This is a genomic window from Nonomuraea roseoviolacea subsp. carminata (genome assembly GCF_024172185.1).
GTDB classification, from domain to species: Bacteria; Actinomycetota; Actinomycetes; order Streptosporangiales; family Streptosporangiaceae; genus Nonomuraea; species Nonomuraea roseoviolacea.
Map to the genome: position 1 here is coordinate 8,693,122 of NZ_JAMZEC010000001.1, position 25,504 is coordinate 8,718,625.

A 25,504-nucleotide genomic window follows, 5' to 3' on the forward strand; every position below is an offset into this window, starting at 1 on the left:
TGTGACAGATGACTACCTTGTGCGGATCGGCCGGTTGATTCGGGACGCGCGTCAGCACCGCGGTTGGACCCAGCTTCAACTGGCCGACGCCCTGGCCACCAGCCAGAGCGCGGTCAACCGCATCGAGCGCGGCAACCAGAACATCAGCCTTGAGATGATCGCCCGCATCGGCGAGGCGCTCGACAGCGAGATCGTCTCCCTCGGCTACGCCGGCCCGATGCACCTGCGCGTGGTGGGCGGCCGCCGCCTGTCGGGCAGCATCGACGTCAAGACCTCCAAGAACGCCTGCGTGGCCCTGCTGTGCGCCTCCCTGCTCAACTCCGGCCGCACCATCTTGCGCAAGGTCGCCCGCATCGAGGAGGTCTACCGCATCCTGGAGGTGCTGGCCTCCATCGGCGTACGCGCCCGGTGGATCAACGAGGGCAACGACCTGGAGATCATCCCTCCGGCCCGCCTCGAACTGGAGGCCATGGACACCGAGGCGGCCCGCCGCACGCGCAGCGTCATCATGTTCCTGGGCCCCCTCATGCACCGTACCGACCAGTTCCAGATCCCCTACGCCGGCGGCTGCGACCTGGGCACCCGCACCGTACAGCCGCACATGTCGGCGCTGAAGCACTTCGGCCTGGACATCACCGCGACCGGCGGCTTCTACCACGCGCGCGTCGACCGGGGCGCCGCGCCGAGGCGCCCGATCGTGCTGACCGAGCGCGGCGACACCGTCACCGAGAACGCGCTGCTGGCCGCGGCCCGCCACGACGGCGTCACCGTCATCCGCAACGCCTCCTCCAACTACATGGTGCAGGACCTGTGCTTCTTCCTGGAGCAGCTCGGCGTGCGGGTGGACGGCATCGGCACCACCACGCTGACCGTCCACGGGCTGGCCACCATCGAGCGTGACGTCGACTACTCCCCCTCCGAGGACCCGGTCGAGGCGATGAGCCTGCTGGCCGCCGCGGTCGTCACCTCCTCGGAGCTGACCATCTGCCGGGTGCCGGTGGAGTTCCTGGAGATCGAGCTCGCGGTGCTGGAGGAGATGGGCCTGGATCACGACCGCGGCGCCGAGTACCCCGCCGCCAACGGCCGCACCCGGCTGGTGGACCTGACCGTGCGGCCTTCCAAGCTCGTCTCCCCCATCGACAAGATCCACCCGATGCCGTTCCCCGGCCTGAACATCGACAACGTCCCGTTCTTCGCCGCCATCGCCGCCACCGCGCAGGGTTCGACCCTCATCCACGACTGGGTCTACGACAACCGCGCGATCTACCTGACGGAGCTGACCCGGCTGGGCGCCTCGGTCAAGCTCCTCGACCCGCACCGGGTGCTCGTGGAGGGGCCCACCCGCTGGCGCAGCGCCGAGATGATGTGCCCGCCCGCGCTGCGTCCCGCCGTGGTCGTCCTGCTGGCCATGATGGCCGCCGAGGGCACCTCGGTGCTGCGCAACGTGTACGTCATCAACCGCGGCTACGAGGATCTGGCCGAACGGCTCAACGCGCTCGGCGCGCGCATCGAGACCTTCCGCGACATCTGAGTTTCTGTCGGTGGCGGCCGCTACCGTCTCCCTCGTGGATCTTGAGTCGGTCCGTGCGGCCTCGCCGGTCGCGCGGGCCGGCCACCCGAGCAGAGGAGGGGGACGGTGCGGCCTGCGCAGCTCGAACGGGTCACGGTGGCCGAGGCGGCGGACCGCTACGTGGAACTGGTGCGGGCGCGGACGCTGACGGGGGCCCTGTCCCCCGCCACGGCCGAGGTCTACGCCCGTGACGTGGCGACGCTCGTCGACCTGGCCGGGGGCGAGCGGGTGCTCGACGACCTGACCGGCCAGGACATCGACGCGGTCCTGCTGGCCTTCGCCCGCAAGCCCGACGGCCGGCGCGCCCACGCCGGCGACGGCGGCGCGCCGGGCCAGTCGCCGTCCTCCCAGGCGCGTTTCCGGCGTTCGGTCTCGGCGCTGTTCAAGCACGCCCTGCTGGCCGGGTGGGTGCAGCTCGATCCGATGACGGTCTCCACCATCACCGCGCGCGAGCGCGGGGGCCTGCGTCCCGAGCGGCGCGCTCTGACCCGCGAGCAGGCCCAGGGTCTCATCGGCGCGGCCCGCACGCTGGAGGAGGCTCCTCAGCAGGGCCGCCGCGACCAGCGCATGGAGTCGCGTGACGCGCTCATCGTGCTGCTGCTGTCGACCATGGGGCCGCGCGTCTCCGAGCTGGTGCGCGCCAACGTCGAGGACTTCTACACCAACGACGGGGTCCGTTACTGGCGCATCTTCGGCAAGGGCGGCCGCACGCGTGACGTGCCGCTGCCCCAGGCGGTGGCCGAGGCCCTGGACGCCTATCTCGGGCGTGGCCGTCCGCTGGTGGCCGAGCGGGCGACCGGCTCCGACGCCAAGGCGCTGCTGCTGTCGTGGCGGGGCCGGCGGCTGGCGCGCGGCGCGGTGCAGGGGGTGATCGACCGGGTGCAGGCCCGCGTCGACCCGGCCCAGCGCCGCTCGGTCACCCCGCACGGTTTACGGCACACCACGGCCACCCATCTGCTGGCCGACGCCGTCGACATGGACGCCGTGCGCCGGGTGCTGGGTCACAGCGACCTGTCGACGCTCGGGCGTTACCGTGACGAGCTGCCGGGGGAACTGGAGGTGGCGATGCGCGTCCACCCGTTGCTGCGCGAACCCCGCCGCGGCGGCTGACCCTCCCGGGCCCACCCCTTCTCGGCGCGCATCCTCTCGGCCCGCGCCCGTCCGCGCCGGCGGCCTGGCGAGGCCGCCGGCGCGGACGGGCGAGGCCGAAGATGAGCCCCTCTTGCGTTCCCTTCCCGCGGGACGGATCATGTCGATCAACGTGATCTTCGTGCTGCTCCCCGTTCGAGGAAGGACGATCCATGATCCGTCGCGTCCTGGCCGCCGCGGCCCTGACCACCGCCGCGCTGGCCGTCGTACCCACCGCCGCGCAGGCCCTGCCCGCCTGCCGAGCCGGCTACATGTGCAACACCCAGTACTACTCCGACGCCGCCCACACCAACCTGGTCGGGGTCAAGACGGAGTTCTGCGACGGCGAGGTCTCCACGTGGGGGCGCCTGAGCGGCTACGTCGTCTGGTCCACCAGCCCCTGCAACTGACGCGCCTCCTTCTCCGGCAGGGCACGGCACCGGCCCGCCCTGCCGGATCCACGCCGGTTGGTCAGGCGGGCGGGGGCGGCTCGGGCCAGCCGGATTCGAGGAGGTCGAAGACGGCGTTCAGCGCGGCCGACGGGTCGGGTTCCGCGCCCGCGAGCTCGGGGATCTCCAGGACGTAACGGGCCAGCGCGCGGACGGTCATGTCGGCGGGGTCGCGGCCGCTCGCGCCGGCGATCGCCTCGGCCAGGGGTTGCTCGCCGGCGATCCAGAGCTTGCGTGAGTACTCCCGCAGGGCGGGGGTGGCGACGATCAGGTCGCGTTTGCGCCGCTGTTCGGGCGGCAGGTCGGTGGCGAAGGGGCCTCGGGCGGCCATGCATCGGCGCAGGGCCTGCAGCACCGTCTGGCCGGGGGGCCGTTCGCGGACGGCGGCGCTCAGCCAGACGTGGCGTTCGGCGCCGTCGTCGAAGATCAGCGCTTCCTTGCCGTCCGGGACGTGCGCGAACAGGGTGGCGATGGAGACGTCCGCCTCGTCGGCGATCTGGGCGACGGTGACGCCGTCGTAGCCGCGTTCGCTGAACAGCCGCAACGCGGCCTGCGACAACGCCTGGCGGGTCTGTGCCTTCCTGCGCTCGCGGCGCCCCATCGTCGGCATGCGCCCATCGTAGCGAGACCTCGAACGCATCTGAATCTATAGTGATTATAGTTTCAGAATCAGTTCAGGTTTGTTCGAAGGGAGACCCGCCGTGACCCCCACCCCGACCGTCTGGGACGTACGACGCCTGCCGCGCGCCGAGGGCAGGACCTTCCTCGTCACCGGCGCCAACGCGGGCATCGGCTACTTCGTCGCCGAACAGCTCGCCGGCACCGGCGCCACCGTCGTCCTCGCCTGCCGCGACAGCGCCAAGGCCGAAGCCGCGCGGGCCGCGATCCGCGCCCGCGTCCCCGGCGCCCGCCTCGACCACCTCCGCCTCGACCTGGCCGACCTGTCGTCGATCGAAGCCGCCGCGCACTCCCTGCGGCTCGACAGGCTCGACGCGGTCGTCTGCAACGCCGGAGTGCTGCTCGACCAGCCGCCACGGCGCGAGAGCGGCGACGGCCACGAGCTGATGTTCGCCACCAACCACCTCGGGCACCACGCGCTGGTCACCCGGCTCACTCCCCTGCTGACGGCCACGCCCGCCAGCCGCGTCGTCACCACCGGCAGCTTCACGGCCAAGTCCGAGCACCTCGACCTCGACGATCTGCAGAGCACGCGCGACTACCGGCCCAAACGCGCCTACGCGCGATCCAAGCTCGCCCAGATGCTGTTCGGCTTCGAACTCGACCGCCGCCTGCGCGCCGCCGGCAGCAGCACGCTGAGCGTGGTCACCCACCCGGGCGGCGCGCTCGACGCTCTGACCCCCTCACGGCCGCCCGTCCACCGGCGCACCACCGGCGAGCGGCTGCGCGGCCTGCCGGCCGGCGTCCTGCTGCAGGGCAAGCAGGCCGCCGCCTGGCCCGCCGTCCGGGCCGTGCTCGACCCGTCCGTGCGCGGCGGCCAGCTGTGGGGGCCCCGGATGTTCGGCATCCGCGGCCTGCCCGCCCTCGAACCCGTCCGCGGTCACCTGGCCGACACCGAGCTCGCGGCGCGCCTGTGGAGCGCCACCGCCGGCCTGACCGGCCTCGATCCCGGCACGCACCTCGGGTGAACCGCCGGGCGAGCGACAACCCACGGCCGCGTACAGGTTCGCGGCCATCCCGGTGATGGAGATCAGCCTCGGTCGTCGCGGTGATCGCGCGCGACCTCGCCGGGCTCCCAGCGCTCGGGCACCAGGACGACCCGGAAGCCGTCGGGGTCCTCAAACGTCGTCGCGTGCGCCGCCCAGTACGGGTTCGCGGGCGTGACGGGATCGGTGGCGAGGCGGCGCGCGACGACCCCCACCGCTTTGCACCTCGAGCAGCACCCCGTCATAGCCGTCGTGATCGCCGAAGCGGCCGATCTCGGTCAGCCCGAGACTGTCGTTGCCGCGCGGGCTGAGCCCCGCAGGTCGAGGGAGAGCCAGACCTGGTCCCGCAGCGGAATGCCGTCCACCTCCGTCGCGGGATAGCCGGCCTGCGGGGTGAAGACATCCCGCTCCACGCGCAGCAGCCGGAACCCGAGCCGCTGGTAGAAGCCCAGCACGCGCGTGTCGGCAGCCGCGGTCGCGACCAGAAGCGTCGATCGACGCTCCTCCCGGCACACCTCCGCCGCGCGCTCCACGAGCATCCGACCGACCCCGGCGCCTTGACGATCCTCCCGGACCGCCAGGCTCTTGACCTCCGCCTCCCCCGCACACTCACCCGCGATGAGCTGCAGGTGGCCGACGACGGTCCCGCCGTCCCGGGCCACCAGCACCCGCCCCAGCTCGCGGTAGCCTCTCACCGCCACCGGTGAGTCGTCCGCGAGCTCGAACAGGCCGGCCAGCTCCTCACGCGGGCCCTCGAACCACTCGACCGCCACCATCGCACCCACCAGACCACGCGCCCGGGGCACCTGCTGCCCATGCCCTGCGACCATAAGGCCCGGCCCCGGCCCGGCTCCACGGCATTTCCGCCTCGACCCCTCATCGGCGTTCAGCACAGGCGGCCGAAACCCCCGCTCCAACCGCACCCTGCCCACGATCCGCTCCACCCGGCCCGGTGGCCGAGCGGAGGGCCGTCAGGACGATCCTTCAGCGCGCCGGAAGGCCGCGCGGTAGTCCCTCGGACGCCGCCCCGTGTGCCTGGCGAACAGCGCGGCGAACGTGCCGGGGTCGCGGTACCCGACCGCGGCGCAGATGCCGGCGACGGTCCGGTCGGTGGTCTCCAGCAGGTGGCGGGCGCGCCGGACCCGCGCCGCCTGCAGGTACTCCAGCGGGCTCTGCCCGGTCTCCTCCGCGAAGCGCCGCAGCAGCGTCCGCGTGCTGACCTTGAACGTCTCCGCCAGCGCGGCCAGGTCGTAGCGGGCGGCGAGGTTCTGGTCGAGCCGCCGCATGACCCGGTGGGAGAACGCGTTCCCGGGGCGCGGAAGAAGGCGCGGGTCGACGTAGGGGGTCTGCGAGGAGCGGGCGTCGTCCAGGAGCGCCACCCGCGCCGTCGCCCGGGCCACGCCGGCGCCGCTGTGCCGGCGGATCAGGTCCAGCGCGAAGTCGTACATGGCGCTGAAGGCCGCCGTGGTCGTCACCCCCGTGTCGGTGACGACCAGGCGATCGGGCCGGACGTCGGCGTCCGGGCAGCGCCGAGCCAGCTCGCCGGCCAGGAGCCAGGCGGTCGTGGCGCGGCGCCGGCTCAAAAGCCCGGCCTCGGCCAGCAGGAACGCCCCGACACAGATCGAGACGACGACGGCGCCGGCGGCGGCGCACGAGCGGATCGCCGCGACCTCAGGGGCCAGCGGCGCGAGCCTCGCCTCCACGTCGAGGCCCGGCACGAGCTCCAGACCGGGCACCACCAGGACGTCCACCTCGCGCAACGGGACGACCTCCAACGCCGCGCCGCCCGAGGCGACGACACGGCGGCGCGGCGAGACGATCGACACCTCGTATCCGCAGCCGTCCGCTCCGGCGACGTGCGTGGCCATCGTCAGCAGATCGGGGACGCCGAACACCTCGGAGGCGAAGCAGCCCGGATAGGCCAGGACACCGACGCGCAGCGCGCTCACGCCCGCCTCCCCACTCGTACCGGCATGGTGTGGCGAGATTACCCGCGTACCTGGCGATCTGGCCTCTCACCGCCGGCGGCGGCACCGGTCCACGCTGTTCGTCATGAGCGCTACCAGCGGACGACCACTCGACGACAAGATCGCGGACTTCTCCCGCCGGCTCGTGGACGTGGAGGGGGTGGTGAAGACCGTGTACGCCGCGGGCTCCGGGCCGGCCGTCGTCCTGATGCCGGAGATGCCGGGGATCAGCCCGGACGTCCTGCGGCTGGCGCGGTGGGTGCGGGACGCCGGCTTCACCGTGTACGTCCCCTCGCTCTTCGGGATCGACGGCGCCTACCCCACGGCCGAGGCCGGCACCGAGGTGGTGCGCCGGGCGTGCGTCAGCGCCGAGTTCCGCGCCTTCGCCGGGGGCGGCACCAGCCCGGTCACCGCATGGCTGCGGGGCCTGGCGCGCCAAGCCCACGCCGCATGCGGCGGCCCGGGCGTCGGCGCGATCGGGCTGTGCTTCACCGGCAACTTCGCGCTCACCATGGCGCTGGAGCCGGCCGTCATCGCGCCGGTGCTCAACCACCCGTCGCTGCCGCTGGACGATCCCGCCGGACTCGAGCTCAGCGACGAGGACGCCCGCGCCGTCCGAGAGCGCGTCGCACGCGACGGGCTGAAGGTCCTCGCCTACCGCTTCCAGGGCGACCGCTGGTGCACCGGCTGGCGCTTCGCCACCTACCAGGCGCTCCTCGGCGACGCCTTCGACGGCCGCGTCCTGCCGGGCGGCGCCGCCAACCCCAGCCCGCCACCGTTCTTCGCCGACGTGGTCCAGACCCCCCACAGCGTCGTCACCGCCCACCTCGTCGACGAGGACGGGCACCCCACGCTCCAGGCAAGGGACGAGATCATCGCCTTCCTGACGGATCGCCTGCGCCCGTCCGGACAGAGCCGGCCATAGCGCCCGCGCGGCGCGCCGGGGCCGCGGCGTGGCCGGCCGCCCTCCTGGACGGCCGGCATCTCCCCCTCCTCGAACTGCTTCAGGAGGACAAGCCGATGGGCTCGCCGAACCAGCGGGACAGGTGGCCGTCCAGGTCCTGCTGATCGTCGCCGATCCAGGCGACGTGACCGTCGGGACGCAGCAGGACACCCTGGACATCCAGCGCCGCGCAGGGATCGGCGAGATGCTCGACCCGGTCCGACCAGCCGCCGACGCCCAGGCGCTCGGTGCGGTCCAGCAGCAGACCGCGCCCGCGATGCAGCAGGTCGTAGAGGCGGCCCTGCTTCACGTCGATGTCGCGCAGGCGGCGGCCGAGCAGGTCGGGGCCCGCGCCGACGTCGTAGCGGACGCCGAGCGCGGTGATCTTCTCGATCAGACGGCGGTTCACCACGTCGAAGCCCATGAGCTCGGTCAGCAGCCTGCGCACGGCGCGCGGGCCCGGCTCGGGGGACAGCAGCTCCATCTGGGCGCGGGTGTTGTCCAGCACGTCCGCGGCGACCGGATGACGTTCGGCCTGGTAGGTGTCCAGCAGCGTCGGCGGCGCCCAGCCGCGGACCTGCCCGGCCAGTTTCCAGCCGAGGTTGAACGCGTCCTGAACGCCCAGGTTGAGACCCTGTCCGCCGATGGGGGGATGGATGTGCGCCGCATCGCCCGCCAGCAGCACCCGCCCGAGGCGATACCGTTCGGCCAGCCGGGTGGCGTCCCCGAAGCGGGACAACCAGCGCGGGGAGTGCACGCCGAAATCAGTCCCCGCGACGGCGCGCAACTGCTGCCGGAAATCCTCCAGCGTGGGCGGCTCCGCGCGATCACTGACGCCCGCGGCGGGGACGACGACGCTGTACACCCCGCCGCCGAAGGGCCGCAGCCAGAACGGCCGACGGGTCCGGCTGACCTCGGCCACCTTGGCGGCGATCTCCTCCTGCGGCACGCCCACCTCCATCTCGCCCATCAGCGTCTCGGTCCGCGACGGCTCGCCGGGAAAGCCGACGCCGAGCAGCTTGCGCACCGTACTGCGCCCGCCGTCACAGCCGACGAGGTAGCGCGCACGCAGCCGTTCCCCGCCGGCCAGCTCGACGGTCACCCCCTCGTCGTCCTGCTCGAAACCGGCCACCGCGCAACCGCGCCGCACCTGCGCGCCCAGGCCGATCGCGTGCTCTTCGAGCAGGCGCTCGATGACCGGCTGCGGAATGCCCACCAGATAGGCGTGCGCGGAATCCAGGCCCTCGGGCACGGGTGCGTCGATGGCGGCGAACAACCCGCCGGCCGGACGCCGCCTTCCGTGCCGGAGGACGCGATCCAGCAGCCCGCGCATCGCCATCAGTTCGAGGCTGCGCGCATGCAGAGCGACGATGCGGACGTACGATTTGGGCTCGGTCTCCTTCTCCAGGACGAGGACCCGCACGTCGTGCAGCCGCAGTTCGGCGGCCAGCATCGCACCGGTCGGCCCGCACCCGGCGATGACCACGTCGAAGAGGAGGGGCCCGCGATCGGCGCCGGAGGCCGACGACGGCTCGGCGGGGACCTGCGAAGAATGCATAGGTGTTGCCTTTCGGGAGTGCCTTCATGGCGAGGCGCTCCCGGCGACACCTACGTCAATCGCCGGCCGTGACGGGAAGGGGGAGCACCCACATCGCTACAGCGTTCATGGGACTCACCTCCTCGGGCGGTGTCACGGTCACGTGCAAGCTACAAGCCCGCACATCACCCGTCCAATCCTTTTCCAGCCGCATCCGCCGCACCGCTCACACCCGGCCGAGTCGCGACCCTGACCACCGCATCACCCGCGCGGGCCGCGTCACCGCCTGGTCCATCCAGCCTCTCGCCCCGCATGTGGCGAGCGCCGTGACGCGCAGCCCCGCATCCGAGTGACCGCACGGCGCCCCAGACGGCGTGAGCCGATCACCCGCACGCAGCCGACAAGTCCTCCCGCCAGGGCACGGCCGGCTACGGGATCAGCCGGGTACGGCGGGTGTGACGCGGTCCGCCAGACGATCCAGGGAGACGCCGAGCACATCGGCCAGCGCCGCGATCGTGAAGAACGCCGGCGTGGCGATGCGACCCGTCTCGATCTTGCGGAGCGTCTCGGCCGACATGCCCGCCGCGGCGGCGACCTCGACGATGCTGCGCTCGCCCCGCGCCAGGCGAAGGGTCACGCCGAGCTGCTCGCCACGCAGCCGCTCCTCGGGTGTCAGCGGTGGCCGTACCATGCCTCCAGTCTACAGCCCGGTATAGGAATACCGGTATAGTTATCGCCATGGTAGAGATCAAAACCCCGGCCGAACTCGACGCGATGCGCGAAGCGGGCCGCGTCGTCGGCCGCACCATCCAAGCCCTCACCCGCCACGCCGCACCCGGCGTACGCCTCGACGAACTCGACGAACTCGCCGCCACCCTCATCGCCGAAGCCGGCGCCACCCCCGCCTTCCTCGGCTACCACCCACCCTTCGCCCCCACCCCCTACCCGGCCGTCGTGTCCACCTCCGTCAACGACGTCATCGTCCACGGCATCCCCACCCGCTACCGGCTGCGCGAAGGCGACGTCCTCAGCATCGACTGCGGCGCCTACCTCGACGGATGGGCCGGCGACAGCGCCACCACCATCACCATCGGACCGCCGGCACCGGCCGACGCCACCCTCATCGACACCACCCGCCGAGCACTCGACAACGCCATCGCCGCCGCCATCCCCGGCAACCGCATCGGCGACATTAGCCACGCCATCGCCTCCACCGCCCAAGCCGCCGGCTACGGCTACCCCCTCGACTTCGGCGGCCACGGCATCGGCCGCCACATGCACGAAGACCCCCACGTCGCCAACCACGGCCGGCCCGGCCGCGGCCTACCCCTGCGCCCCGGCCTCGTCCTGGCCCTCGAACCCATGTTCATCGCCGGCGGAGCCCACCGCTACCGCACCGCCCCCGACGGCTGGTCCCTGACCACCCACGACCGCAGCCGCGCCGCCCACGCCGAACACACCGTCGCCATCACCGACGACGGCCCCCGCATCCTCACCCTCCCCTGACCCCGCCGCACGCCCTCGCCCAGTCCCTCGACGCGCGGCACACCGGGCCCTGACGAACACCTGTGATCGCACACCTCGTCCAGGCATCATGCGATCAGGTGGTCATGAAGAGCTTTGCTCTCGGGCCGGTGTGGGGGTGCCCCGTGACGATCAGTGACTCCGACGTCCCTAGCGTGCCTTCCGCTTACCTCGACCGTCGTGTTCGTTCCGTTCTTTGCTGACATGCACGGATATCGCCGCGAAGCGGCCACGATCGTGTGACGCCCACCCGGCACGACGTACGTCACATGGCTTTCGAGGGCGGGTCGCGGTGTCAGCGCTTCGGGTCGGCGGACTGCGCGGCCTCGTGGGCCCAGGCGGCCAGACCGGCCAGGAAGCCCGCGCGTTCGGCCGGGGTCAGGCGGTCCATGGCCCGGGTCAGGGGGGCGATGCGCCGGGCGAAGTACGCCTCGAACTGCGGCCGGTAGCGCTCGTGCAGCGCCAGCAGCGTACGCCGCCGATCGCCGGGGTCCCTCGCGGCGCTCCAGCAGTCCGGCGTCGGCCAGCCCTCCCGCCAGTTCGCTGACCGTGGACAGGGACAGGCCCATCCGGCGGGCCAGGTCACGGACGGCGATCATCTCTCCGGGTATGAGCTGGGCCAGCAGCGCTCCGTGCCGGGCGGTCAGCTCGCATCCCGCGCCGCTACCCCTCCCGGAACCTCCTGTGACCGGCGATCCGCACGGCCGCGGCGACGAGCAGGCCGGCAACAGCCGCTCCCAGGTTGCCACCGCCCTGGTCAATCGCGGCTCTTCACGCTCGTGGCGGACCGGGTCGACCCGGCCGCACGCGCCAGGCCGGCCCGGCCGCTGGTGGTCCATCCGGTCACCTGACGCAGCTAGTACGACGGCCTGAAGGCCGTGTCCCAGGCCGCGTCCCCGGGCAAGTCCAAGGCACGCCTGGCGCTCTTGCAGAACCTGGACGCGCTCGGCCCGACAGAGAAGCGGCTGGAGGCGATCCCACCGGGAAAGGCCGCGCATGTCGCGGGCGAAACGCGAGTGACCGACGTCGCCGACCTGCGCAAGGCACTGGATGAGGACAAGCGGCTCACTCTCCGCAAACAAGGCCACGACCACCTCAAGGCGCCGATGGCCTGCGCGTGCAGGAGACCGACGGCCGAACCGATCACCCGACGCCACCCGCCGCCGCCACACCCACACCCCGCGGCGGCGGGACACCCGGCGGCGGCCTCAGCCCCGGCGCACCGGCTGACGCAACACCGTACGCGGCGCCGGATCGTCCAACGGCGTCAGATACACCTCATGATGCGGCCCGTTCGGCACCAGAGCACCCTCCGCCATGAACTCCTCCATCACCTTCAACGTCACGTGCTCCTCGCTGAACGGCCCCTCATGCAGCGCCTCCACACACAACCCCTCCGTGTACGTCACCACCCGCACCCGATCCACCGCCGAACCCGGCGAACGCACCATCTCCCGCGCCGCCTCCACCGCACCCGGCTCCGGCTCCCCCGCCAGCGGCAGCATCAGATGCCACCGCCACAGCTCCCGCTCCACCTCCAGACCCGGCCGCGGATCCTCCACCCACCACTGCCCCTCCAACGGACCCGCCGGCCCGCCCATCCCACCGGCCACCGCGAACAGCGCCCCGATCGCCGACAGATGCTCCGCGCCGCCCGGCGCCCCCATCCCCGTGACGCTCAGACACGTCGCCGGACCGTACGTCTTCAGCTCTACCAGCATGGCTCCTCCTCCAGAGGGATCATCAGATGAGTCACGAGCTCCTCAGGCGCCGTGACGGACGGATCCGACACGTACACCTCACGGATCGGCCCCCGAACCGCGTGGCGCCGCTCCGCGCACCACGCCAGCACCGCATGAACGGTCAAGCCGATCTGGTCATAAGGCCCCACATGCGTCGCACACGCGAACGCACCCCCGGCCAGCACCTCCACCCGGCCACCGGCCGGCAACCCCCCCGACGGCGCCCCCTCCACCAGCAGAGCGACCGCCACATCCATCGCCTCCTGCATGTCCAGCGGGAACAACCCCACCAGCCGCACCCCCTCCGCGACAGCGCCCACCCCGGCCCCAGCCCCGGCCCCGCCTGCCACCGAAGAACCCCGCGCCGCGACGTACTCCAGCAACCGCGCCACCCCCGCCGACGTCGCCCGCGCCACATCCGCCTCCCCCGACGCCCCCTCCCGCACCACCACGGCCAGGCACGCCGGCTCCACCACCACCCGCACCTCAGCCGACGGCAACCCCCGCGCCATCACCCGCTCCAACGACGCCAGCGCACGACGCCGCCGCGCCAACTCCGCCTCCAACCCCTCCCGCACCGACTCCAACGCCTCCGCCGACCCACCCAGCACCTGCGCGATCACCGCCAACGGCACATCCATCGACCGCAACAACCCGATCGACAACGCCACCCGCGCCTGCGACGCCCGGTAATACCGATAACCCGTCGCCTCATCCACCCACGCCGGCGCCAGCAGACCCAGCTCCCCGTAATGCCGCACCTGCTTGACGCTCAACCGCCCCAGCCGCGCGAACGCCCCGATCGGCAACAACTCCTCGTCGTCCACGCACCCCAGCATGGCCTCTCCCCCCATGGGAGAGTCCACCCGCACCGACCGGCTTGAACCTCACGCCACGTCAGGGTGCAAGGTAAGCCCATGAGCCTCTCCGTCGGACAGGTCGCCAAACTCGCCGGCATCACCGTCCGCACCCTGCACCACTACGACGAGATCGGCCTGCTCACCCCCGGCGAACGCACCCACGCCGGCTACCGCCGCTACACCGACGCCGACCTCACCCGCCTCCAGCAGATCCTCCTCTACCGCGAACTCGGCTTCCCCCTCGACGAGATCGCCGTCATCCTCGACGCCCCCCACACCGACGAGCTCACCCACCTGCGCCGCCAGCACGAACTCCTCACCCGCCAAGCCCACCGACTCAACGAGGTGATCAACGCCGTGGAACGCGCCCTCAACGCCCACGCCCTCCAGATCCCCCTCACCCCCGACGAACGCTTCGAGATCTTCGGCGCCTTCCGCCCCGAAGACCACACCCCCGAAGTCGAACGCCGCTGGGGCGCCACCCCCCACTACGCCGAAAGCCGCCGCCGCGTCGCCACCTACACCCGAGCCGACTGGCTCCAGCTCAAAGCCGAAGCCGCCGCCCTCATCGACGACCTCACCGCCGCCCGCGAAGCCGGCGTGCCCGCCGACAGCGACCACGCCATGGACCTCGCCGAACGCCACCGCGGCCACATCAGCCGCTGGTTCTACCCCTGCACCCCCGACATCCACCGGGGGCTCGGCGACCTGTACGTCACCGACCCCCGCTTCACCGCCACCTTCGACCGCCACACCCCCGGCCTGGCCGCCTACCTCCGCCTGGCCATCCACGCCAACGCCACCCGCCACCCCGCCTGACCGGCGCTCTCTATACGATCGGCTCGATCTTCCGACCAGCCACAGGAGCCGACCCGATGACGCCGACGCCGCCCCCCGCCCGATCCGCCCACCAGCGCAAGCGCGACACCCTCCACCGGCTGGAGCACGACGTCGACGCGTGGGTCGCCACCGCCGACCCCGGCACCGGCGAGCCGTATATGGTGCCGCTGTCCTTCCTGTGGGACGGCGCCACGCTCCTGCTCGCCACCGCGGCCGCCAGCCCTACCGCCGCCAACCTCCAGGCGAACGGCAGGGCCAGGCTCGGCCTCGGCCTGACGCGTGACGTGGTGCTCATCGAGGGCACCGTCGAGACCCTGCGCATCGACGACGTCTCCCCGCGGGTCGGGGACGCCTTCGCCGTGAAGACCGGCTTCGACCCGCGCGCGCTCAAGAGCCCGTACCTGTACTTCCGCGTGCGGCCGGAGGTCGTCCAGGCGTGGCGTGAGGTCAACGAGCTGGAGGGTCGTGACCTGATGACCGGTGGCCGCTGGCACGTCGAGTAGGCGGCTCCTCCTCCAGTGGAGTTGTTTTTTCCTGGAAGGAGATGTCGTCATTGCCCAGACCCATCTCCTTTACATTGTAGATTCACTGAGGGCCGGGAAGCCTGATGAGACGCCTCTCCACGGCGGCCGTCACGGCCGCCGTCCGCGTGTCCACGCCGAGCTTGCCGTAGATGTGCACCAGATGCGTCTTGACCGTCGCCTCGGTGATGAACAGCCGCCTGGCGATCTCCCGGTTCCCGGCGCCGCTCGCCAGCAGCTCCAGCAGCTCCACCTCGCGCACGCTCAACGCCGGGGCCGGCGCGCGCAGGCGCCGCATCATCCGGCTCGCCACCTCCGCCGACAGCACCGTCCGTCCCCCGGCGGCGGCGCGGATCCCCTGGAACAGCTCCTCCGGCGGGCACACCTTGAGCAGGTAGCCGGTGGCTCCGGCGTCGACGGCCCGCATGACGTCCGCGTCGCTCTCGTACGTCGTCAGCACCAGCACCCGCGGCGGCGAGGACAGCTCCCCGATCCGCCGGATCGCCTCCACCCCGTCGATGCCGTCGCCGAGCTGCAGATCCATGAGCACGACGTCCGGCTCGCACGCGGCGATCCCGCTCAGCGCCTCGACCACGCCCCCGGCCTCGCCGACGACCTCCATGTCCGGCTCGGCGCCGAGCAGCGCCACCAGGCCCGCCCGCACCACCGGGTGGTCGTCGACCAGGAACACCCTCATCGCGCCTCCACCGCCTCCCGCTGCCGCCCGGCCGGGACCGTGGCCGCGATCGCCGTCCCCTCGCCCACGACGCTCTCGACGGCCAGCACGCCGTCCACCCGCGCCAGCCGCTCCCGCATCGCCCGCAGCCCGTACCCCCGTCCGGGAGCGGGGGCGGGCCGCGCGAAGCCCGTCCCGTCGTCGAAGACGTCCAGCGTGACCTCGCCGTCCAGGTACGACAAGGTGACCATGGCGCGCGCGGCGCCGGAGTGGTCGCGCACGTTCGCCAGCGCCGCCTGGGCGACCCGCAGCAGCGCCGCCTGCGCCTCCGGCTCCAGCGGGTACTGCTCGCCCGCCACCCGGAAACCGACCGGCGGCCCGGTGCCGTCGCCGGCGCTCGCGCACAGCCGGGCGAGCGCCTCGGGCAGCGACGCCCCCACCAGGCCGGCCGGCTGCAGGTCGCGGACGAAGCGCCGGGCCTCCTCCAGGTTCTCCGCGGCGGCCCGAGCGGCCCGCCGCAGGTGGGCGCGGGCCAGCTCCGGGTCGCCCTCCCACACCCGATCGGCCGCCTGGAGCAGGATCCCCATGCTGGTCAGCCCCTGGGCCAGCGTGTCGTGGATCTCCCCGGCCAGCCGCTCGCGCTCCTCCAGCACACCGGTGCGGTGCCGGGACTCGGCCAGCGTCTCCCGCGCGCTGATCAGGTCGTCGATGAGCGACTGCCGGGCGGCGCTTTCGTGCCGCAGCTCCCCGAAGACGACCGCCGTCATGGCGGCCACGCCGATCGGCGCGAGGACCAGGCTGAGATCGACCTCCTGGGCGATCTTGATCTGGGCGGCGATCACCACGAGGGTGAGCCCCGCGGCCGCCACCGCGACCCCGCGCGCGTTCAGCAGCCGCAGGCACACGAACAGCAGCGGGACCGCGCACCAGCTGAACGACGGCGCCAGCACCACCAGCCCGAGCCAGATCGCCGCCACGCATCCCAGCCAGACCAGCCGCCGGCGCCCCAGCCGGTCCCACAACACGACGCCCACCGCGTACGCCGAGGCGAGCAGCCCGCACACGGCCAGGGACGTCACGCTCTGCGCGACCATGCCGTGCCGCGACACCAGCCGCAGGGCCGAGGCGGCGAGCAACAGGTACGGGTCCAGCCGAGATACGGCCAGAACCGGCCATGAGTCGATCTTGAAGCGTTGAGCTCGACTGTCGTCGACCTGCCGGTGTTGGACAGCGCCTTGGTGAGAGAAGCTCATCCGGGGGCGCTGCTACGCAATCTCGGAAGTTGTTTTCTTCGCGCGAGTAAATCATCGCGGGACGAAGATCTTCGCGTGTTCAGCCTTGCATATGGTGATCGTTCGACTACAGTATCGCGCGTTCTGTGGTGATCGGGGGCTGCTGGGAAGGTTGTGCCCCCGATGGCGTCGATCGACAAGACCGCCTATCCACGGTTCAAGCGGACCATCTCCGAGCGGGAACTGCGCGAGGCGTACTCGCCCAGCCTGGAGGAGATGGACTGGGCACGCGAGATGACCGACACCGACGAGAACCGGCTGTCGCTGATGGTCTGGCTGAAGTGCTGTCAGCGGCTGGGCCGGTTCCCGCGGCTGGCCGAGATCCCGCCGCAGGTGATCACGCACGTGCGCGACGAGCTCGGCCTGCCGGAGGAAATCGGGATGGCCGGGGTGGCCGAGCGGACAGGCCGCAACCACAAAGCGCTGGTCCGGGCCCGGCTGGGGCTGGATGGGGATCAGGCGAACGCGCGCAAGCTGGCCGAGCAGGCGATCCGGCTGGCGGCCAAGACCAAGGACCACCCGGCCGATCTGATCAATGTGGCGCTGGAGGAGTTGGCCAAGAACAGCTGCGAGTTCCCGGCCTTCTCCACCCTGGACGATCTGGCCGCTCAGGTGCGAGCGGAGGTCAACGGCGGCATCTTCACACTGGCCTACGGCCGGATGGGCTTCGATGACCACGCGCGGATGCTGGGGATGCTGGAGGTCGATCCGGCCACCGGGCGCAGCGGTCATGACCGGGCCAAGAAGAGCGCGCCGCGGGCCACGGTGACCAAGCTGCGCCTGCAGTTGGACCATCTGGCCTGGCTGGATGGCATGGCCGGGGCCAGCGACGCCTGGCTGAAAGGGGTGCCCGCCTCCAAGATCGCCCATTTCGCGGCCGAGGCGCGGGCGCTGGACGCCTCCGAGATGCGCGATTACGGCGAGGTCAAGCGGATCGTGCTGGAGGCGTGCCTGCTGCACCAGGCGCGGGTGCGGGCCCGCGATGACCTGGTGACCATGTTGTGCAAGCGGATGAACACCATGCACAACAAGGCCCGCGAGCTGCTGGAGACCATCCGGGCCGAGCAGCGCCAGCGCAATGAGCGGATGCTGGCGGTCCTCGGGGATCTGCTGAGCGCGGCCAGGGACGTCGACCTGGCGGCCCGGACCGGGCCGAACCCGTGGACGGCGGTCCGGCGGCGGCACGAGACCGGCCGGGCGGTGCTGGAGACGATCGAGGCTAACGGCGGCCTGGCCGACCTGGTGGCCGAGCACGAGGCGCTGGCCGCCTACCACGGCGACAACTACCTGCCGCTGCTGGACCGCTTCTACCGTTCGCACCGCGCCCTGCTGCTGCGCCTGGCCAGCGTGCTGGTGCTGGAGTCGGCCACCAGCGATCGCAAGCTGCTGGACGCGCTGGAGTTCGTGCGCGCCAATGCCACCCGCACCAGCGAACTCATCGGCGACACCTACGCCGCCGAGGAGGAGGTCGTCGATGAGACGACGGGCGAGATCTCCACGGTGAAGGTGCGTAAGCGGGTGGATGTGTCGTTCGCGCCGGAGGCCTGGCAGAAGGTGATCGCCGACAAGCGCCGCCCCGGAAAGCTGGTGCGCCGGCATTTTGAGATCTGCGTGTTCTCCTGCCTGGCCGATGAGCTGGTGCGCGGCGATGTCGCCGCGGTGGGCTCGGAGGCGTACGCCAACTGGCAGTCGCAGCTGCTCAGCTGGGAGGACTGCCGGCCGCACCTGGCCGAGTACTGCGCCGAGGTCGGCCTGCCCACCACGGCCTCGGAGTTCGTGGCGCAGTTGAAGGCCCAGATGAAAGAGGTGGCCGCGGCCGTCGACGCCGGGTATCCGGACAACGCCGACCTGGTGATCGACGAGCAGGGGCGGCCGACGCTCAAGGCCCGCAAGTCCGCCGGGCACAGCGCCGAAGCGCTCAAGCTGGCCACGCAGGTCAAGGACCGGCTGCCGGAACGCTCACTGCTGGAGATCTTGACCCGGACCACCCGGCACCTGCGCTGGTTCCGCCACTTCGGGCCGCTGTCGGGGTCGGACGCCAAACTGGACGACCCGCTGGAGCGCTACCTCCTGGTGGCCTTCGCCTATGGCTGCAACCTGGGCGCCGCCCAGGCCGCCCGGCACCTACGCGGCCGCGTCAGCGCCCACGAGCTGTCCTACACCCTGCGCAAGCATGTCACCGTGGCGAGCTTGAACAAGGCGATCGCCGATGTGGTCAACGCCTACCTGCAGCTGGACCTGCCCCGGCTGTGGGGCGAGGGCAACGCGGTTGCCGCCGACGGCACCAAGTACGACGTGTACGTGGACAATCTGATCGCCGAGTTCCACATCCGCTACGGCGGCTACGGGGGCATCGCCTACCACCACATTGCCGACAACTACATCGCGCTGTTCTCCCGGTTCATCCCGTGCGGGGTGTGGGAGGCGGTCTACATCATCGAGGGGCTTCTGGAGCAGGAGAGCGAGGCGGCGCCCAAGGAGATCCATGCCGACACGCAAGGTCAGTCGTTCCCGGTCTTCGGCCTGGCGTACTTGTTCGGGTTTGAGCTGCTGCCCCGGATCCGCAACTTCCGGGATCTGACCTTCCACCGGCCCGAGGCCGGCATCGCCTATCGGCACATCGAGGCGCTGTTCGGCGAGCCGATCAACTGGCGGCTGATCGAAGATCACTGGCAGGACCTGATGAAAGTGGCCATCTCCATCCGGGAAGGTGAGCTGTCGTCGATCACGTTGCTGCGGCGGCTGCGGCACGACTCCAAGCGCAACAAGATCTACCGCGCCTTCCGCGAGCTGGGCCGGGTCAAGAGGACGATGGTGCTGTTGCGCTACATCTCCGACGCCGCACTGCGGGAGAACATCACCCGGGCCACCAACATGGTCGAGTCCTACAACAACTTCTCCAAGTGGATCGGGTTCGGCAACAACGGGGTGATCGCCGAGAACGAGCCCGAGGAGCAGGAGAAAACGATCAAGTTCAACACCCTGGTAGCCGACCTGGTCATGTACCAGACCACGCTGGACATGTCCCTGGTGCTCAACCAACTGCGCAGCGAAGGGCGGGAGGTGTATCGCGCCGACGTGGCCGTCATGTCCCCCTACCAGGAAGACAACGTGCGCCGCTTCGGCGATTACGTCTACGACCTGAACGCGCCCCTGGAGGGCATGGAGGTCCACCTCGATCTCGGAGAGGCCGAGGTGACGTGATGCCGCATCTCCACTGCGAGCAGCCCTCGCAGGAAGTCCTGGTCCCCGGTTGAGTCTCCAGTGGGGGGAGACGTCAAGCTGAGGACATGGACAGCAACATGCTCTATTCCATCGGAGAACTATCCCGCAGGACCGGCTTGACGGTGAAGACCATCCGGTTCTACTCCGACAAGGGCATTGTCCCGCCGACCGACCGGAGCCCGGCGGGCTACCGGTTGTACGGCCTCGACGCACTCGCACGCCTTGGCCTGGCCCGCGCGCTGCGCGATCTCGGGCTCGACCTGGCGACCGTGCGCAAGGTGCTGGAGCGGGAGGCGTCCATACCGGACGTCATGGAAGCATGCGCCGACGCCCTGGACGTACAGATCCAAACCCTCCGTCTGCGCCGGGCAGTACTACGAGCACTGGCCAGACGCGACCCCACCACCATGGAGATGGACCTCATGCACCGACTCGCCACACTCTCCCAGGCCGAACGACGCCGGCTGATGGACAACTTCATCGACGACGCCTTCAGGGATCTTCACGCCAACCCCGAGTTTGTGACCCTGATGCGATCCGCCATGCCCGAGCTGCCCGACGACCCCTCACCCGAACAGGTCGAGGCCTGGGTGGAACTCGCCGAACTCTGCCAGAACGCGGACTTCCGCAGGGCGCTACGCCGCGCAGCCGAGGACCAGGCGCAAGAGCCTTCCCCGCACGACGGCAGGAGGGTGCACGACGGTCTCGACCAAGCGATGCGTGCGCGCATCGACGAAGCCGTATCCGCCGGCGTCCTCCCAGCCTCCGCCAACACCGCACCCCTTACCGACTCGCTAGGCAGCCTCTACGCCGACGCGTTCGAGCGTGCTGACAACGGCGATCTGCGCCGCTGGCTCCTCGCCCGCCTGCAGCTATCCGCCGATCCGCACGCCGAGCGCTACTGGCAGCTCCTGGCGACGATCAATGGGTGGCCTGTGTCACCGACGCTCGCTCCCGTTTACACCTGGTTCACCATGGCTCTGCACCGAGAGCGATGACCCGGACAACCCGCGCGCCGCACCAGGGTGGGGCACAGTCGCTCCTCACCCGACCGCGGCGGCACGGCGGGTGACGGGCGCGGAAGGGTTGCAGAGGTGGAGTCATGCGGAGTTGGTCGTGGTGAAGACGCGGGCAAGCTGGTGGTCGATCACGGCTACGGCGTCCTCGGCGGACCGCTGCCTCAGCAGAACGCTGGACTGCATCCCCTCGACGCCTGCCACCAGGAAGGCGGCCTCGGCCGCGGCGTTGATATTCAGGGGCACCTGGCCGGACTCCTGACCTTGCACGATCAGGCCGGCGACCAGGTTCTCCAGCGCACGCGGTGCGTCGCGGGCGACCTTGGCCAGAGCGGGGTCGGTCAGGAAACGGACGAAGTAGGCGGCGTACACCAGGTGTCGGCTGCGCCGTTCCTCATCCAGCGGGAGCAGCTCGAACAGCACTCCGCGCACGATCGCGTGCATACCGGGCGCCTCGCCGAGCTTTGCGAGGCGTTCGCGGGCCCGTTGCTCGGCATCGTCGTTGAGGATCTCCAGCGCGCCGAGCAGCAGCTGCTCGCGGGTGCCGAAGTAGTACTGCAGCAGCCGGGCGGAAACCCCGGCCTCCGCGGCGACCTGCCTCAGGGTGACGTCTTCCAGGCCACCGCGAGTGGCCAGGCGCCAGACGGCTTCGGCGATCTGGCGGCGGCGCTGGTCGTGGTCCACCTGTCGTGGCATGCCATCCGTCCTCGCGACTCGTTTGTGGTGCGATCGTACCAAGACGGATGTTATGGTTCGATCGCACCACAAACCGTGGAGGGCGTGTTCACGCCCGCCGTCACGGCCCTTCGGGGCGATAGGAGACAAAGCGCACATGAAGCACGTCACCGTGCTGATCATCGGCATGCTGCTGCTGGTCCTGGGAGCACAAGGCGGCATCCGGCTGCTGGCCGACCATGACAACGCCGGGCTGCTCGCATGGCTGCCCGGCGGATTCGCGGTGTGGCTGGCGTGTTACGCGGTGGCCGCCATCGCCGGAGCATTGCTGGCCGGCTGGGGCAGCAAGAAGGCCAAGCAAAGCGGGCGTGGGCGTTGACCGGCCGCACACCAGCGCCGGCCGCGATCCTCGCCCTGCTGGCAAGCGCATGGATGCTCGTGGCGGGCAGCACCCCCGCCCATGCCGACGACATCTCCGACCCGATCGTCGTGACGGCGTCGGGCAAGGTCCAGGGCACGAATCAGAAGGGGGTCCACCGCTTCCGCGGCATACCGTACGCTGCCCCGCCCGTCGGGGAGCGGCGCTGGCAGCCACCCCAGCCGGTGAGCTCCTGGACCGGCACCCGCGACGCGACGAAGGCAGGACCGGCGTGCCTGCAGCCGGAGGCGCCCGACATGCCCAAGGGCACCCCGCAGAGCGAAGACTGCCTGACCCTGGAGGTGACCACACCCGTCCGGCCCGGCAAGGGGCGGCCGGTCATGGTCTGGGTGCCCGGCGGCGGTTTCATCACCGGCGCCGGTTCAATCTACGACCCGGCCCGGCTGGTCAAGGCCGGAGACATCGTCGTCGTGACGGTCAACTACCGACTCGGCGTGTTCGGCTTCTTCGCCCACCCCGATCTCGGCGAGGCCAGTAACTTCGGCCTGCAGGACCAGGTGGCGGCGCTGCGCTGGGTGCGCGCCAACATCGCCGCGTTCGGCGGAGATCCCGGCAAGGTCACCCTCGCCGGAGCCTCGGCCGGCGCGATGAGCACCTGCACCCTCATGACCTCACCGGCCGCCCGCGGCCTGTTCCACCGGGCGATCGTCCAGAGCGGATCGTGCCGCACCAGCCACCCGGCCGGAGCGATGGGCACGGGCATGCCCGCAATCTCCTCCTGGCACCCGATCGACACGATCCGAGGCGCCGGCCAGGCCCTGGCCGAGCAACTGGACTGCACCGACGTGGCCTGCCTGCGCCGCAAGAGCGCCGGCGAGCTGCTGCCGCACACCGCCCAGTTCCCGCTACTCGCCTACGGCACCAGCCTCGTCCCGCACGAGCCGGCCAAAGTCTTCGCCGCAGGCAAGCAGGCGGCCATACCGCTGCTGCAAGGCAACACCCGCGACGAGCACGTCGAGTTCACCCTGGCCGTCCACCCGCACGGCATCACCGCCCGCCAGTACCCGGCGCTGCTCAAAACCGCCTTCGGGCCGGCCGCACCACGTGTCGAACGACGCTACCCTGCGCGACGCTTCCCCTCACCCACCGCAGCGACCAGCCGCGTGTTCAGCGACAGCGGCTGGATCTGCCCCTCCTGGAAGTCCGGCCGCGAGCACGCCAGGAAAGCGCGCACCTACGCCTACGTCTTCGCCGACCCATCCGCGCCCACCCCCAGCGGACAGCCCCTGCCTGCCCACGTCCGCCCCGCGACCGCGCACGGAGCCGAGACCTTCTACCTGTTCGACTTCCCCGACGCCCCAGGGCTCACCGCCGGCCAGCGACGCCTGGCCGACCGGCTCGTCGGCTACTGGACCCGGTTCGTCCGGACCGGCGACCCCAACGGGACGGGCAGCACGACCTGGCCCCGTCTCGACACCGCCGACCGCGCGCTCAACCTCGCTCCGGAGTCGGTACAACCGATCAACATGAAGAACGCCCACCACTGCGGTCTCTGGTTCTGACGACCGGATCTCGACCGAGAAGCCTCAGCGTGAAAACTTCCGAGATTAACGCCATCTCGGAAGTACACTCCCAGGTGTGACTTCCGAGATTACGCGCAGCGCGGCGTCACAGGAGCCCGGATCCGCTTCCGAGATTACGAAGCGCGGTCCGGGCGCTCGCCCCACCCGGCTCCCTACCGCCTACGACACCGTCCTCGGCGAGTACGCCGCCGCGCTCGAACGCGCGCCGCTGTCAGCCGAGACCCGGCGCACCTACCGCTCCCGCGTGCGCATGTTCCTGGCCTGGCTGGCCGACCACGCCGCCACCTACACCGCCGGTCCTCTGACAGAGCGCCAGGCGCGTGACTGGGCCGTGCGCGACTACCGGATGTGGCTGCTGCGCGACGGCCCCGCCAAACACAGCCGCATCTACGTCAACTCCGCCCTCACCGCGCTGGACGACTTCTGCACCCGCCGGGGCCTGGGCAAGGCCAACATCGGCCGGGAAGACCTCCCCAAGAACGCGCCCCGCGCACTCGAAGAGCGCGCCCGCATCCGCTGGCTGCGCGCCGTCGAGGCGCACCTGTCCCCACGCAACCGGTGCATCGCGCTGATCCCCTACTACGCCGGCGCACGCATCAGCGAGGTCGTCCGCCTCGACGTCGACGACGTCCACCTGTCGGCCCGCAAGGGCAAGCTGCGCCTGTACGGCAAGGGCGACAAGTTCCGTGAGGTCGACATCCACCCCAAACTCCGCACCGAACTGCAACTCTGGCTCGACGAGCGCCCCAACTGGCCCCACGCCGACGACAACCGAGCCCTGTTCCTCAACGCCAAGGGCGGACGGCTGACCGCCCGCGCCGCCGGCGGCATCATCGCCGCGATCGCCCAGACGGCCGGGCTGGACGACGCCACCACCGCGCACGTCCTGCGCCACACGCTCGCCACCACCCTGGTCCGTGGCAAGACCGACCTCGTCCTGGTCGCCGAGATCCTCGGCCACGCCCGCCTGGAGACCACCCGCCGCTATAGCTTGCCCTCCGACAAGGACAAGGAAGACGCCCTCAAACTGATCACGGTTGACCGCTAACCGCACGTACGCCTGCCTGCGAAAACGGGCGTCAAGATCGACTCATGGCCGGTTCTGGCCGTATCTCGGCTGGACCCCAGGTAGAACCCCACGTGCATGGCCCAGTTGAGCCAGGTGCGCTCCCTCATCACCCTCCCTGTCCGTTATGCCCCGACTTTATGGGGTGGAGATGACTCTGCCGGACCGATGCGGCGGCGCATCAACCGATCGGTTGATCCTGGGCTCGACCATGTTCCCGATGGCTGGGAGCGGCTCGGCTGGGACGCTTCAGGAGCCCGATCCGGCCACCCCGAACTGGAGAAGACCATGAGCCGCACCCTCGGCCGCCTGCTCGCCACCGCCTCGCTGGCGAGCCTCGCCGTCACCGCGCTCGCCGCGGCCCCCGCCCACGCCGCGCCCACCCGCGACGAGCCCGCCGGGCAGGCGGTCGTGCAGAGCGTCACGCTGTCCGCCGACGCCGCCCTGGAGATCGCCCAGGCCGCGATGCGCGAGGCCGCCAGGCAGAAGCAGCGCGTCACCGTGGTGATCGTCGACCGGTCCGGCGCCACCCGCCTGGTGGTCAAGGGCGACGGCGCCGGCCCGCAGACCGAGGAGTCGGCCCGCCGCAAGGCCTTCACCGCGGTCTCCTTCGGCAAGGCGACCGGCGAGCTCGGCAGGAGCCTGACCGGCGGCCGTCCGAGCATCGCCGACATCCCCGGTACGCTCTTCCTCGCCGGCGGCGTCCCGGTCGCCTCCGGCGGCGCCCCCATCGCGGGCGTCGGCGTCGGCGGAGCGCCCAGCGGCGACATCGACGAGGCCATCGCCCAGGCCGGCCTCAAAGCGGTCGCCGGCCGGCTCCGCTGACCGGCACGACGAGCAGCCAGGA

Annotated in this window: 26 protein-coding genes; 14 read left to right on the forward strand and 12 right to left on the reverse strand. The window is 71.2% G+C overall.

The window, feature by feature from the left end; all coding sequences use genetic code 11:
• Window position 1 precedes the first annotated feature (1 nt).
• The 3 genes from HD595_RS40410 (at window position 2) to HD595_RS40420 (ending at window position 3,108) form a co-directional block, all read left to right on the forward strand.
• Window positions 2–1,531, forward strand: a complete 1,530-nt coding sequence (locus tag HD595_RS40410; RefSeq protein ID WP_253778788.1) for a helix-turn-helix domain-containing protein — start codon at window positions 2–4, stop codon at window positions 1,529–1,531.
• A 105-nt stretch (window positions 1,532–1,636) separates the two neighbouring features.
• Entirely contained in the window at window positions 1,637–2,680 is a 1,044-nt protein-coding gene (locus HD595_RS40415) for a tyrosine-type recombinase/integrase (RefSeq protein ID WP_253778789.1), read from the forward strand.
• A 191-nt stretch (window positions 2,681–2,871) separates the two neighbouring features.
• Entirely contained in the window at window positions 2,872–3,108 is a 237-nt protein-coding gene (locus HD595_RS40420) for a DUF6289 family protein (RefSeq protein ID WP_253778791.1), read from the forward strand.
• A gap of 61 nt (window positions 3,109–3,169) precedes the next feature.
• On the opposite strand, the gene HD595_RS40425 is transcribed toward HD595_RS40420, so the two are convergent.
• On the reverse strand, window positions 3,170–3,757 hold the full coding sequence (locus tag HD595_RS40425; protein ID WP_253778793.1) for a TetR/AcrR family transcriptional regulator: 588 nt from the start codon (window positions 3,755–3,757) through the stop codon (window positions 3,170–3,172).
• Window positions 3,758–3,848: 91 nt separating this feature from the next.
• On the opposite strand from HD595_RS40425, the gene HD595_RS40430 reads away from it, so the two are divergent.
• Window positions 3,849–4,793 (forward strand): SDR family NAD(P)-dependent oxidoreductase, encoded by a 945-nt coding sequence (locus HD595_RS40430; RefSeq protein ID WP_253778795.1) that lies wholly within the window; start codon window positions 3,849–3,851, stop codon window positions 4,791–4,793.
• Between the two features lie 62 nt (window positions 4,794–4,855).
• Here HD595_RS40430 and HD595_RS40435 read toward each other — a convergent pair whose 3' ends face one another.
• The 3 genes from HD595_RS40435 to HD595_RS40445 all read right to left on the reverse strand — a co-directional run bounded on the left by HD595_RS40435 (window position 4,856) and on the right by HD595_RS40445 (window position 6,760).
• The gene (locus tag HD595_RS40435; RefSeq protein ID WP_253778798.1) at window positions 4,856–5,026 is read right to left on the reverse strand and encodes a hypothetical protein; all 171 of its coding nucleotides are present in this window, start codon (window positions 5,024–5,026) and stop codon (window positions 4,856–4,858) included.
• A gap of 63 nt (window positions 5,027–5,089) precedes the next feature.
• Window positions 5,090–5,587, reverse strand: a complete 498-nt coding sequence (locus tag HD595_RS40440; RefSeq protein ID WP_253778801.1) for a GNAT family N-acetyltransferase — start codon at window positions 5,585–5,587, stop codon at window positions 5,090–5,092.
• 195 nt (window positions 5,588–5,782) lie between these two features.
• A complete protein-coding gene (locus HD595_RS40445; protein ID WP_253778804.1) occupies window positions 5,783–6,760 on the reverse strand; it encodes a GlxA family transcriptional regulator in 978 nt (325 codons plus the stop codon).
• Between the two features lie 103 nt (window positions 6,761–6,863).
• Here HD595_RS40445 and HD595_RS40450 point away from each other — a divergent pair, with 103 nt between their 5' ends.
• Entirely contained in the window at window positions 6,864–7,703 is an 840-nt protein-coding gene (locus tag HD595_RS40450) for a dienelactone hydrolase family protein (RefSeq protein WP_253778807.1), read from the forward strand.
• 79 nt (window positions 7,704–7,782) lie between these two features.
• Here the strand turns inward: HD595_RS40450 and rox are convergent, their stop codons facing one another.
• Entirely contained in the window at window positions 7,783–9,279 is a 1,497-nt protein-coding gene (gene rox / locus HD595_RS40455; RefSeq protein WP_301309730.1) for a rifampin monooxygenase, read from the reverse strand.
• Between the two features lie 415 nt (window positions 9,280–9,694).
• Window positions 9,695–9,949 carry a helix-turn-helix domain-containing protein gene (locus tag HD595_RS40460; RefSeq protein ID WP_175598220.1) on the reverse strand — a complete coding sequence of 85 codons (255 nt, stop codon included), beginning with the start codon at window positions 9,947–9,949 and terminating at the stop codon, window positions 9,695–9,697.
• A gap of 47 nt (window positions 9,950–9,996) precedes the next feature.
• On the opposite strand from HD595_RS40460, the gene map reads away from it, so the two are divergent.
• Window positions 9,997–10,764: a type I methionyl aminopeptidase gene (gene map / locus HD595_RS40465; RefSeq protein WP_253778810.1), complete on the forward strand. Its 768-nt coding sequence runs from the start codon at window positions 9,997–9,999 to the stop codon at window positions 10,762–10,764.
• 86 nt (window positions 10,765–10,850) lie between these two features.
• On the opposite strand, the gene HD595_RS47335 is transcribed toward map, so the two are convergent.
• The 3 genes from HD595_RS47335 to HD595_RS40480 all read right to left on the reverse strand — a co-directional run bounded on the left by HD595_RS47335 (window position 10,851) and on the right by HD595_RS40480 (window position 13,351).
• Entirely contained in the window at window positions 10,851–11,780 is a 930-nt protein-coding gene (locus tag HD595_RS47335) for a MarR family transcriptional regulator (protein ID WP_420540768.1), read from the reverse strand.
• Between the two features lie 210 nt (window positions 11,781–11,990).
• On the reverse strand, window positions 11,991–12,503 hold the full coding sequence (locus HD595_RS40475; RefSeq protein ID WP_253778816.1) for a hypothetical protein: 513 nt from the start codon (window positions 12,501–12,503) through the stop codon (window positions 11,991–11,993).
• Entirely contained in the window at window positions 12,494–13,351 is an 858-nt protein-coding gene (locus HD595_RS40480) for a MerR family transcriptional regulator (protein ID WP_253778818.1), read from the reverse strand. The genes HD595_RS40475 and HD595_RS40480 overlap by 10 nt, the downstream gene beginning before the upstream one ends.
• A gap of 90 nt (window positions 13,352–13,441) precedes the next feature.
• On the opposite strand from HD595_RS40480, the gene HD595_RS40485 reads away from it, so the two are divergent.
• Entirely contained in the window at window positions 13,442–14,203 is a 762-nt protein-coding gene (locus HD595_RS40485) for a MerR family transcriptional regulator (RefSeq protein ID WP_253778821.1), read from the forward strand.
• Window positions 14,204–14,259: 56 nt separating this feature from the next.
• A complete protein-coding gene (locus HD595_RS40490) occupies window positions 14,260–14,727 on the forward strand; it encodes a pyridoxamine 5'-phosphate oxidase family protein (RefSeq protein ID WP_253778823.1) in 468 nt (155 codons plus the stop codon).
• A gap of 82 nt (window positions 14,728–14,809) precedes the next feature.
• On the opposite strand, the gene HD595_RS40495 is transcribed toward HD595_RS40490, so the two are convergent.
• Window positions 14,810–15,442, reverse strand: a complete 633-nt coding sequence (locus tag HD595_RS40495; protein ID WP_253778826.1) for a response regulator — start codon at window positions 15,440–15,442, stop codon at window positions 14,810–14,812.
• On the reverse strand, window positions 15,439–16,557 hold the full coding sequence (locus HD595_RS40500; protein WP_253778829.1) for a sensor histidine kinase: 1,119 nt from the start codon (window positions 16,555–16,557) through the stop codon (window positions 15,439–15,441). The genes HD595_RS40495 and HD595_RS40500 overlap by 4 nt, the downstream gene beginning before the upstream one ends.
• A gap of 279 nt (window positions 16,558–16,836) precedes the next feature.
• On the opposite strand from HD595_RS40500, the gene HD595_RS40505 reads away from it, so the two are divergent.
• Window positions 16,837–19,917 carry a Tn3 family transposase gene (locus tag HD595_RS40505; protein WP_253778831.1) on the forward strand — a complete coding sequence of 1,027 codons (3,081 nt, stop codon included), beginning with the start codon at window positions 16,837–16,839 and terminating at the stop codon, window positions 19,915–19,917.
• Between the two features lie 86 nt (window positions 19,918–20,003).
• A complete protein-coding gene (locus tag HD595_RS40510; protein WP_253778834.1) occupies window positions 20,004–20,936 on the forward strand; it encodes a MerR family transcriptional regulator in 933 nt (310 codons plus the stop codon).
• Window positions 20,937–21,038: 102 nt separating this feature from the next.
• Here HD595_RS40510 and HD595_RS40515 read toward each other — a convergent pair whose 3' ends face one another.
• Complete coding sequence (locus tag HD595_RS40515) at window positions 21,039–21,650, reverse strand: TetR/AcrR family transcriptional regulator (RefSeq protein WP_253778836.1); 612 nt, start codon at window positions 21,648–21,650, stop codon at window positions 21,039–21,041.
• A 136-nt stretch (window positions 21,651–21,786) separates the two neighbouring features.
• Here HD595_RS40515 and HD595_RS40520 point away from each other — a divergent pair, with 136 nt between their 5' ends.
• From HD595_RS40520 to HD595_RS40535, 4 genes are all read left to right on the forward strand, one after another.
• Complete coding sequence (locus HD595_RS40520; RefSeq protein WP_253778838.1) at window positions 21,787–22,008, forward strand: hypothetical protein; 222 nt, start codon at window positions 21,787–21,789, stop codon at window positions 22,006–22,008.
• 59 nt (window positions 22,009–22,067) lie between these two features.
• Window positions 22,068–23,570: a carboxylesterase/lipase family protein gene (locus HD595_RS40525; RefSeq protein ID WP_253778840.1), complete on the forward strand. Its 1,503-nt coding sequence runs from the start codon at window positions 22,068–22,070 to the stop codon at window positions 23,568–23,570.
• Window positions 23,571–23,646: 76 nt separating this feature from the next.
• Window positions 23,647–24,639, forward strand: a complete 993-nt coding sequence (locus tag HD595_RS40530) for a tyrosine-type recombinase/integrase (RefSeq protein WP_253778842.1) — start codon at window positions 23,647–23,649, stop codon at window positions 24,637–24,639.
• Window positions 24,640–24,945: 306 nt separating this feature from the next.
• On the forward strand, window positions 24,946–25,482 hold the full coding sequence (locus HD595_RS40535) for a GlcG/HbpS family heme-binding protein (protein WP_253778844.1): 537 nt from the start codon (window positions 24,946–24,948) through the stop codon (window positions 25,480–25,482).
• Window positions 25,483–25,504 lie beyond the last annotated feature (22 nt).

Bases quoted from the DNA above. Each gene is read 5' to 3' on its own strand.
- HD595_RS40420 (WP_253778791.1), top strand. From the start codon at position 2,872: ATGATCCGTCGCGTCCTGGCCGCCGCGGCCCTGACCACCGCCGCGCTG.
- HD595_RS40425 (WP_253778793.1), bottom strand. From the start codon at position 3,757: ATGCCGACGATGGGGCGCCGCGAGCGCAGGAAGGCACAGACCCGCCAG.
- HD595_RS40440 (WP_253778801.1), bottom strand. From the start codon at position 5,587: ATGGTGGCGGTCGAGTGGTTCGAGGGCCCGCGTGAGGAGCTGGCCGGC.
- HD595_RS40450 (WP_253778807.1), top strand. From the start codon at position 6,864: ATGAGCGCTACCAGCGGACGACCACTCGACGACAAGATCGCGGACTTC.
- rox (WP_301309730.1), bottom strand. From the start codon at position 9,279: ATGCATTCTTCGCAGGTCCCCGCCGAGCCGTCGTCGGCCTCCGGCGCC.
- HD595_RS40460 (WP_175598220.1), bottom strand. From the start codon at position 9,949: ATGGTACGGCCACCGCTGACACCCGAGGAGCGGCTGCGTGGCGAGCAG.
- map (WP_253778810.1), top strand. From the start codon at position 9,997: ATGGTAGAGATCAAAACCCCGGCCGAACTCGACGCGATGCGCGAAGCG.
- HD595_RS47335 (WP_420540768.1), bottom strand. From the start codon at position 11,780: ATGCGCGGCCTTTCCCGGTGGGATCGCCTCCAGCCGCTTCTCTGTCGG.
- HD595_RS40475 (WP_253778816.1), bottom strand. From the start codon at position 12,503: ATGCTGGTAGAGCTGAAGACGTACGGTCCGGCGACGTGTCTGAGCGTC.
- HD595_RS40485 (WP_253778821.1), top strand. From the start codon at position 13,442: ATGAGCCTCTCCGTCGGACAGGTCGCCAAACTCGCCGGCATCACCGTC.
- HD595_RS40490 (WP_253778823.1), top strand. From the start codon at position 14,260: ATGACGCCGACGCCGCCCCCCGCCCGATCCGCCCACCAGCGCAAGCGC.
- HD595_RS40495 (WP_253778826.1), bottom strand. From the start codon at position 15,442: ATGAGGGTGTTCCTGGTCGACGACCACCCGGTGGTGCGGGCGGGCCTG.
- HD595_RS40505 (WP_253778831.1), top strand. From the start codon at position 16,837: ATGGCGTCGATCGACAAGACCGCCTATCCACGGTTCAAGCGGACCATC.
- HD595_RS40510 (WP_253778834.1), top strand. From the start codon at position 20,004: ATGGACAGCAACATGCTCTATTCCATCGGAGAACTATCCCGCAGGACC.
- HD595_RS40515 (WP_253778836.1), bottom strand. From the start codon at position 21,650: ATGCCACGACAGGTGGACCACGACCAGCGCCGCCGCCAGATCGCCGAA.
- HD595_RS40520 (WP_253778838.1), top strand. From the start codon at position 21,787: ATGAAGCACGTCACCGTGCTGATCATCGGCATGCTGCTGCTGGTCCTG.
- HD595_RS40535 (WP_253778844.1), top strand. From the start codon at position 24,946: ATGAGCCGCACCCTCGGCCGCCTGCTCGCCACCGCCTCGCTGGCGAGC.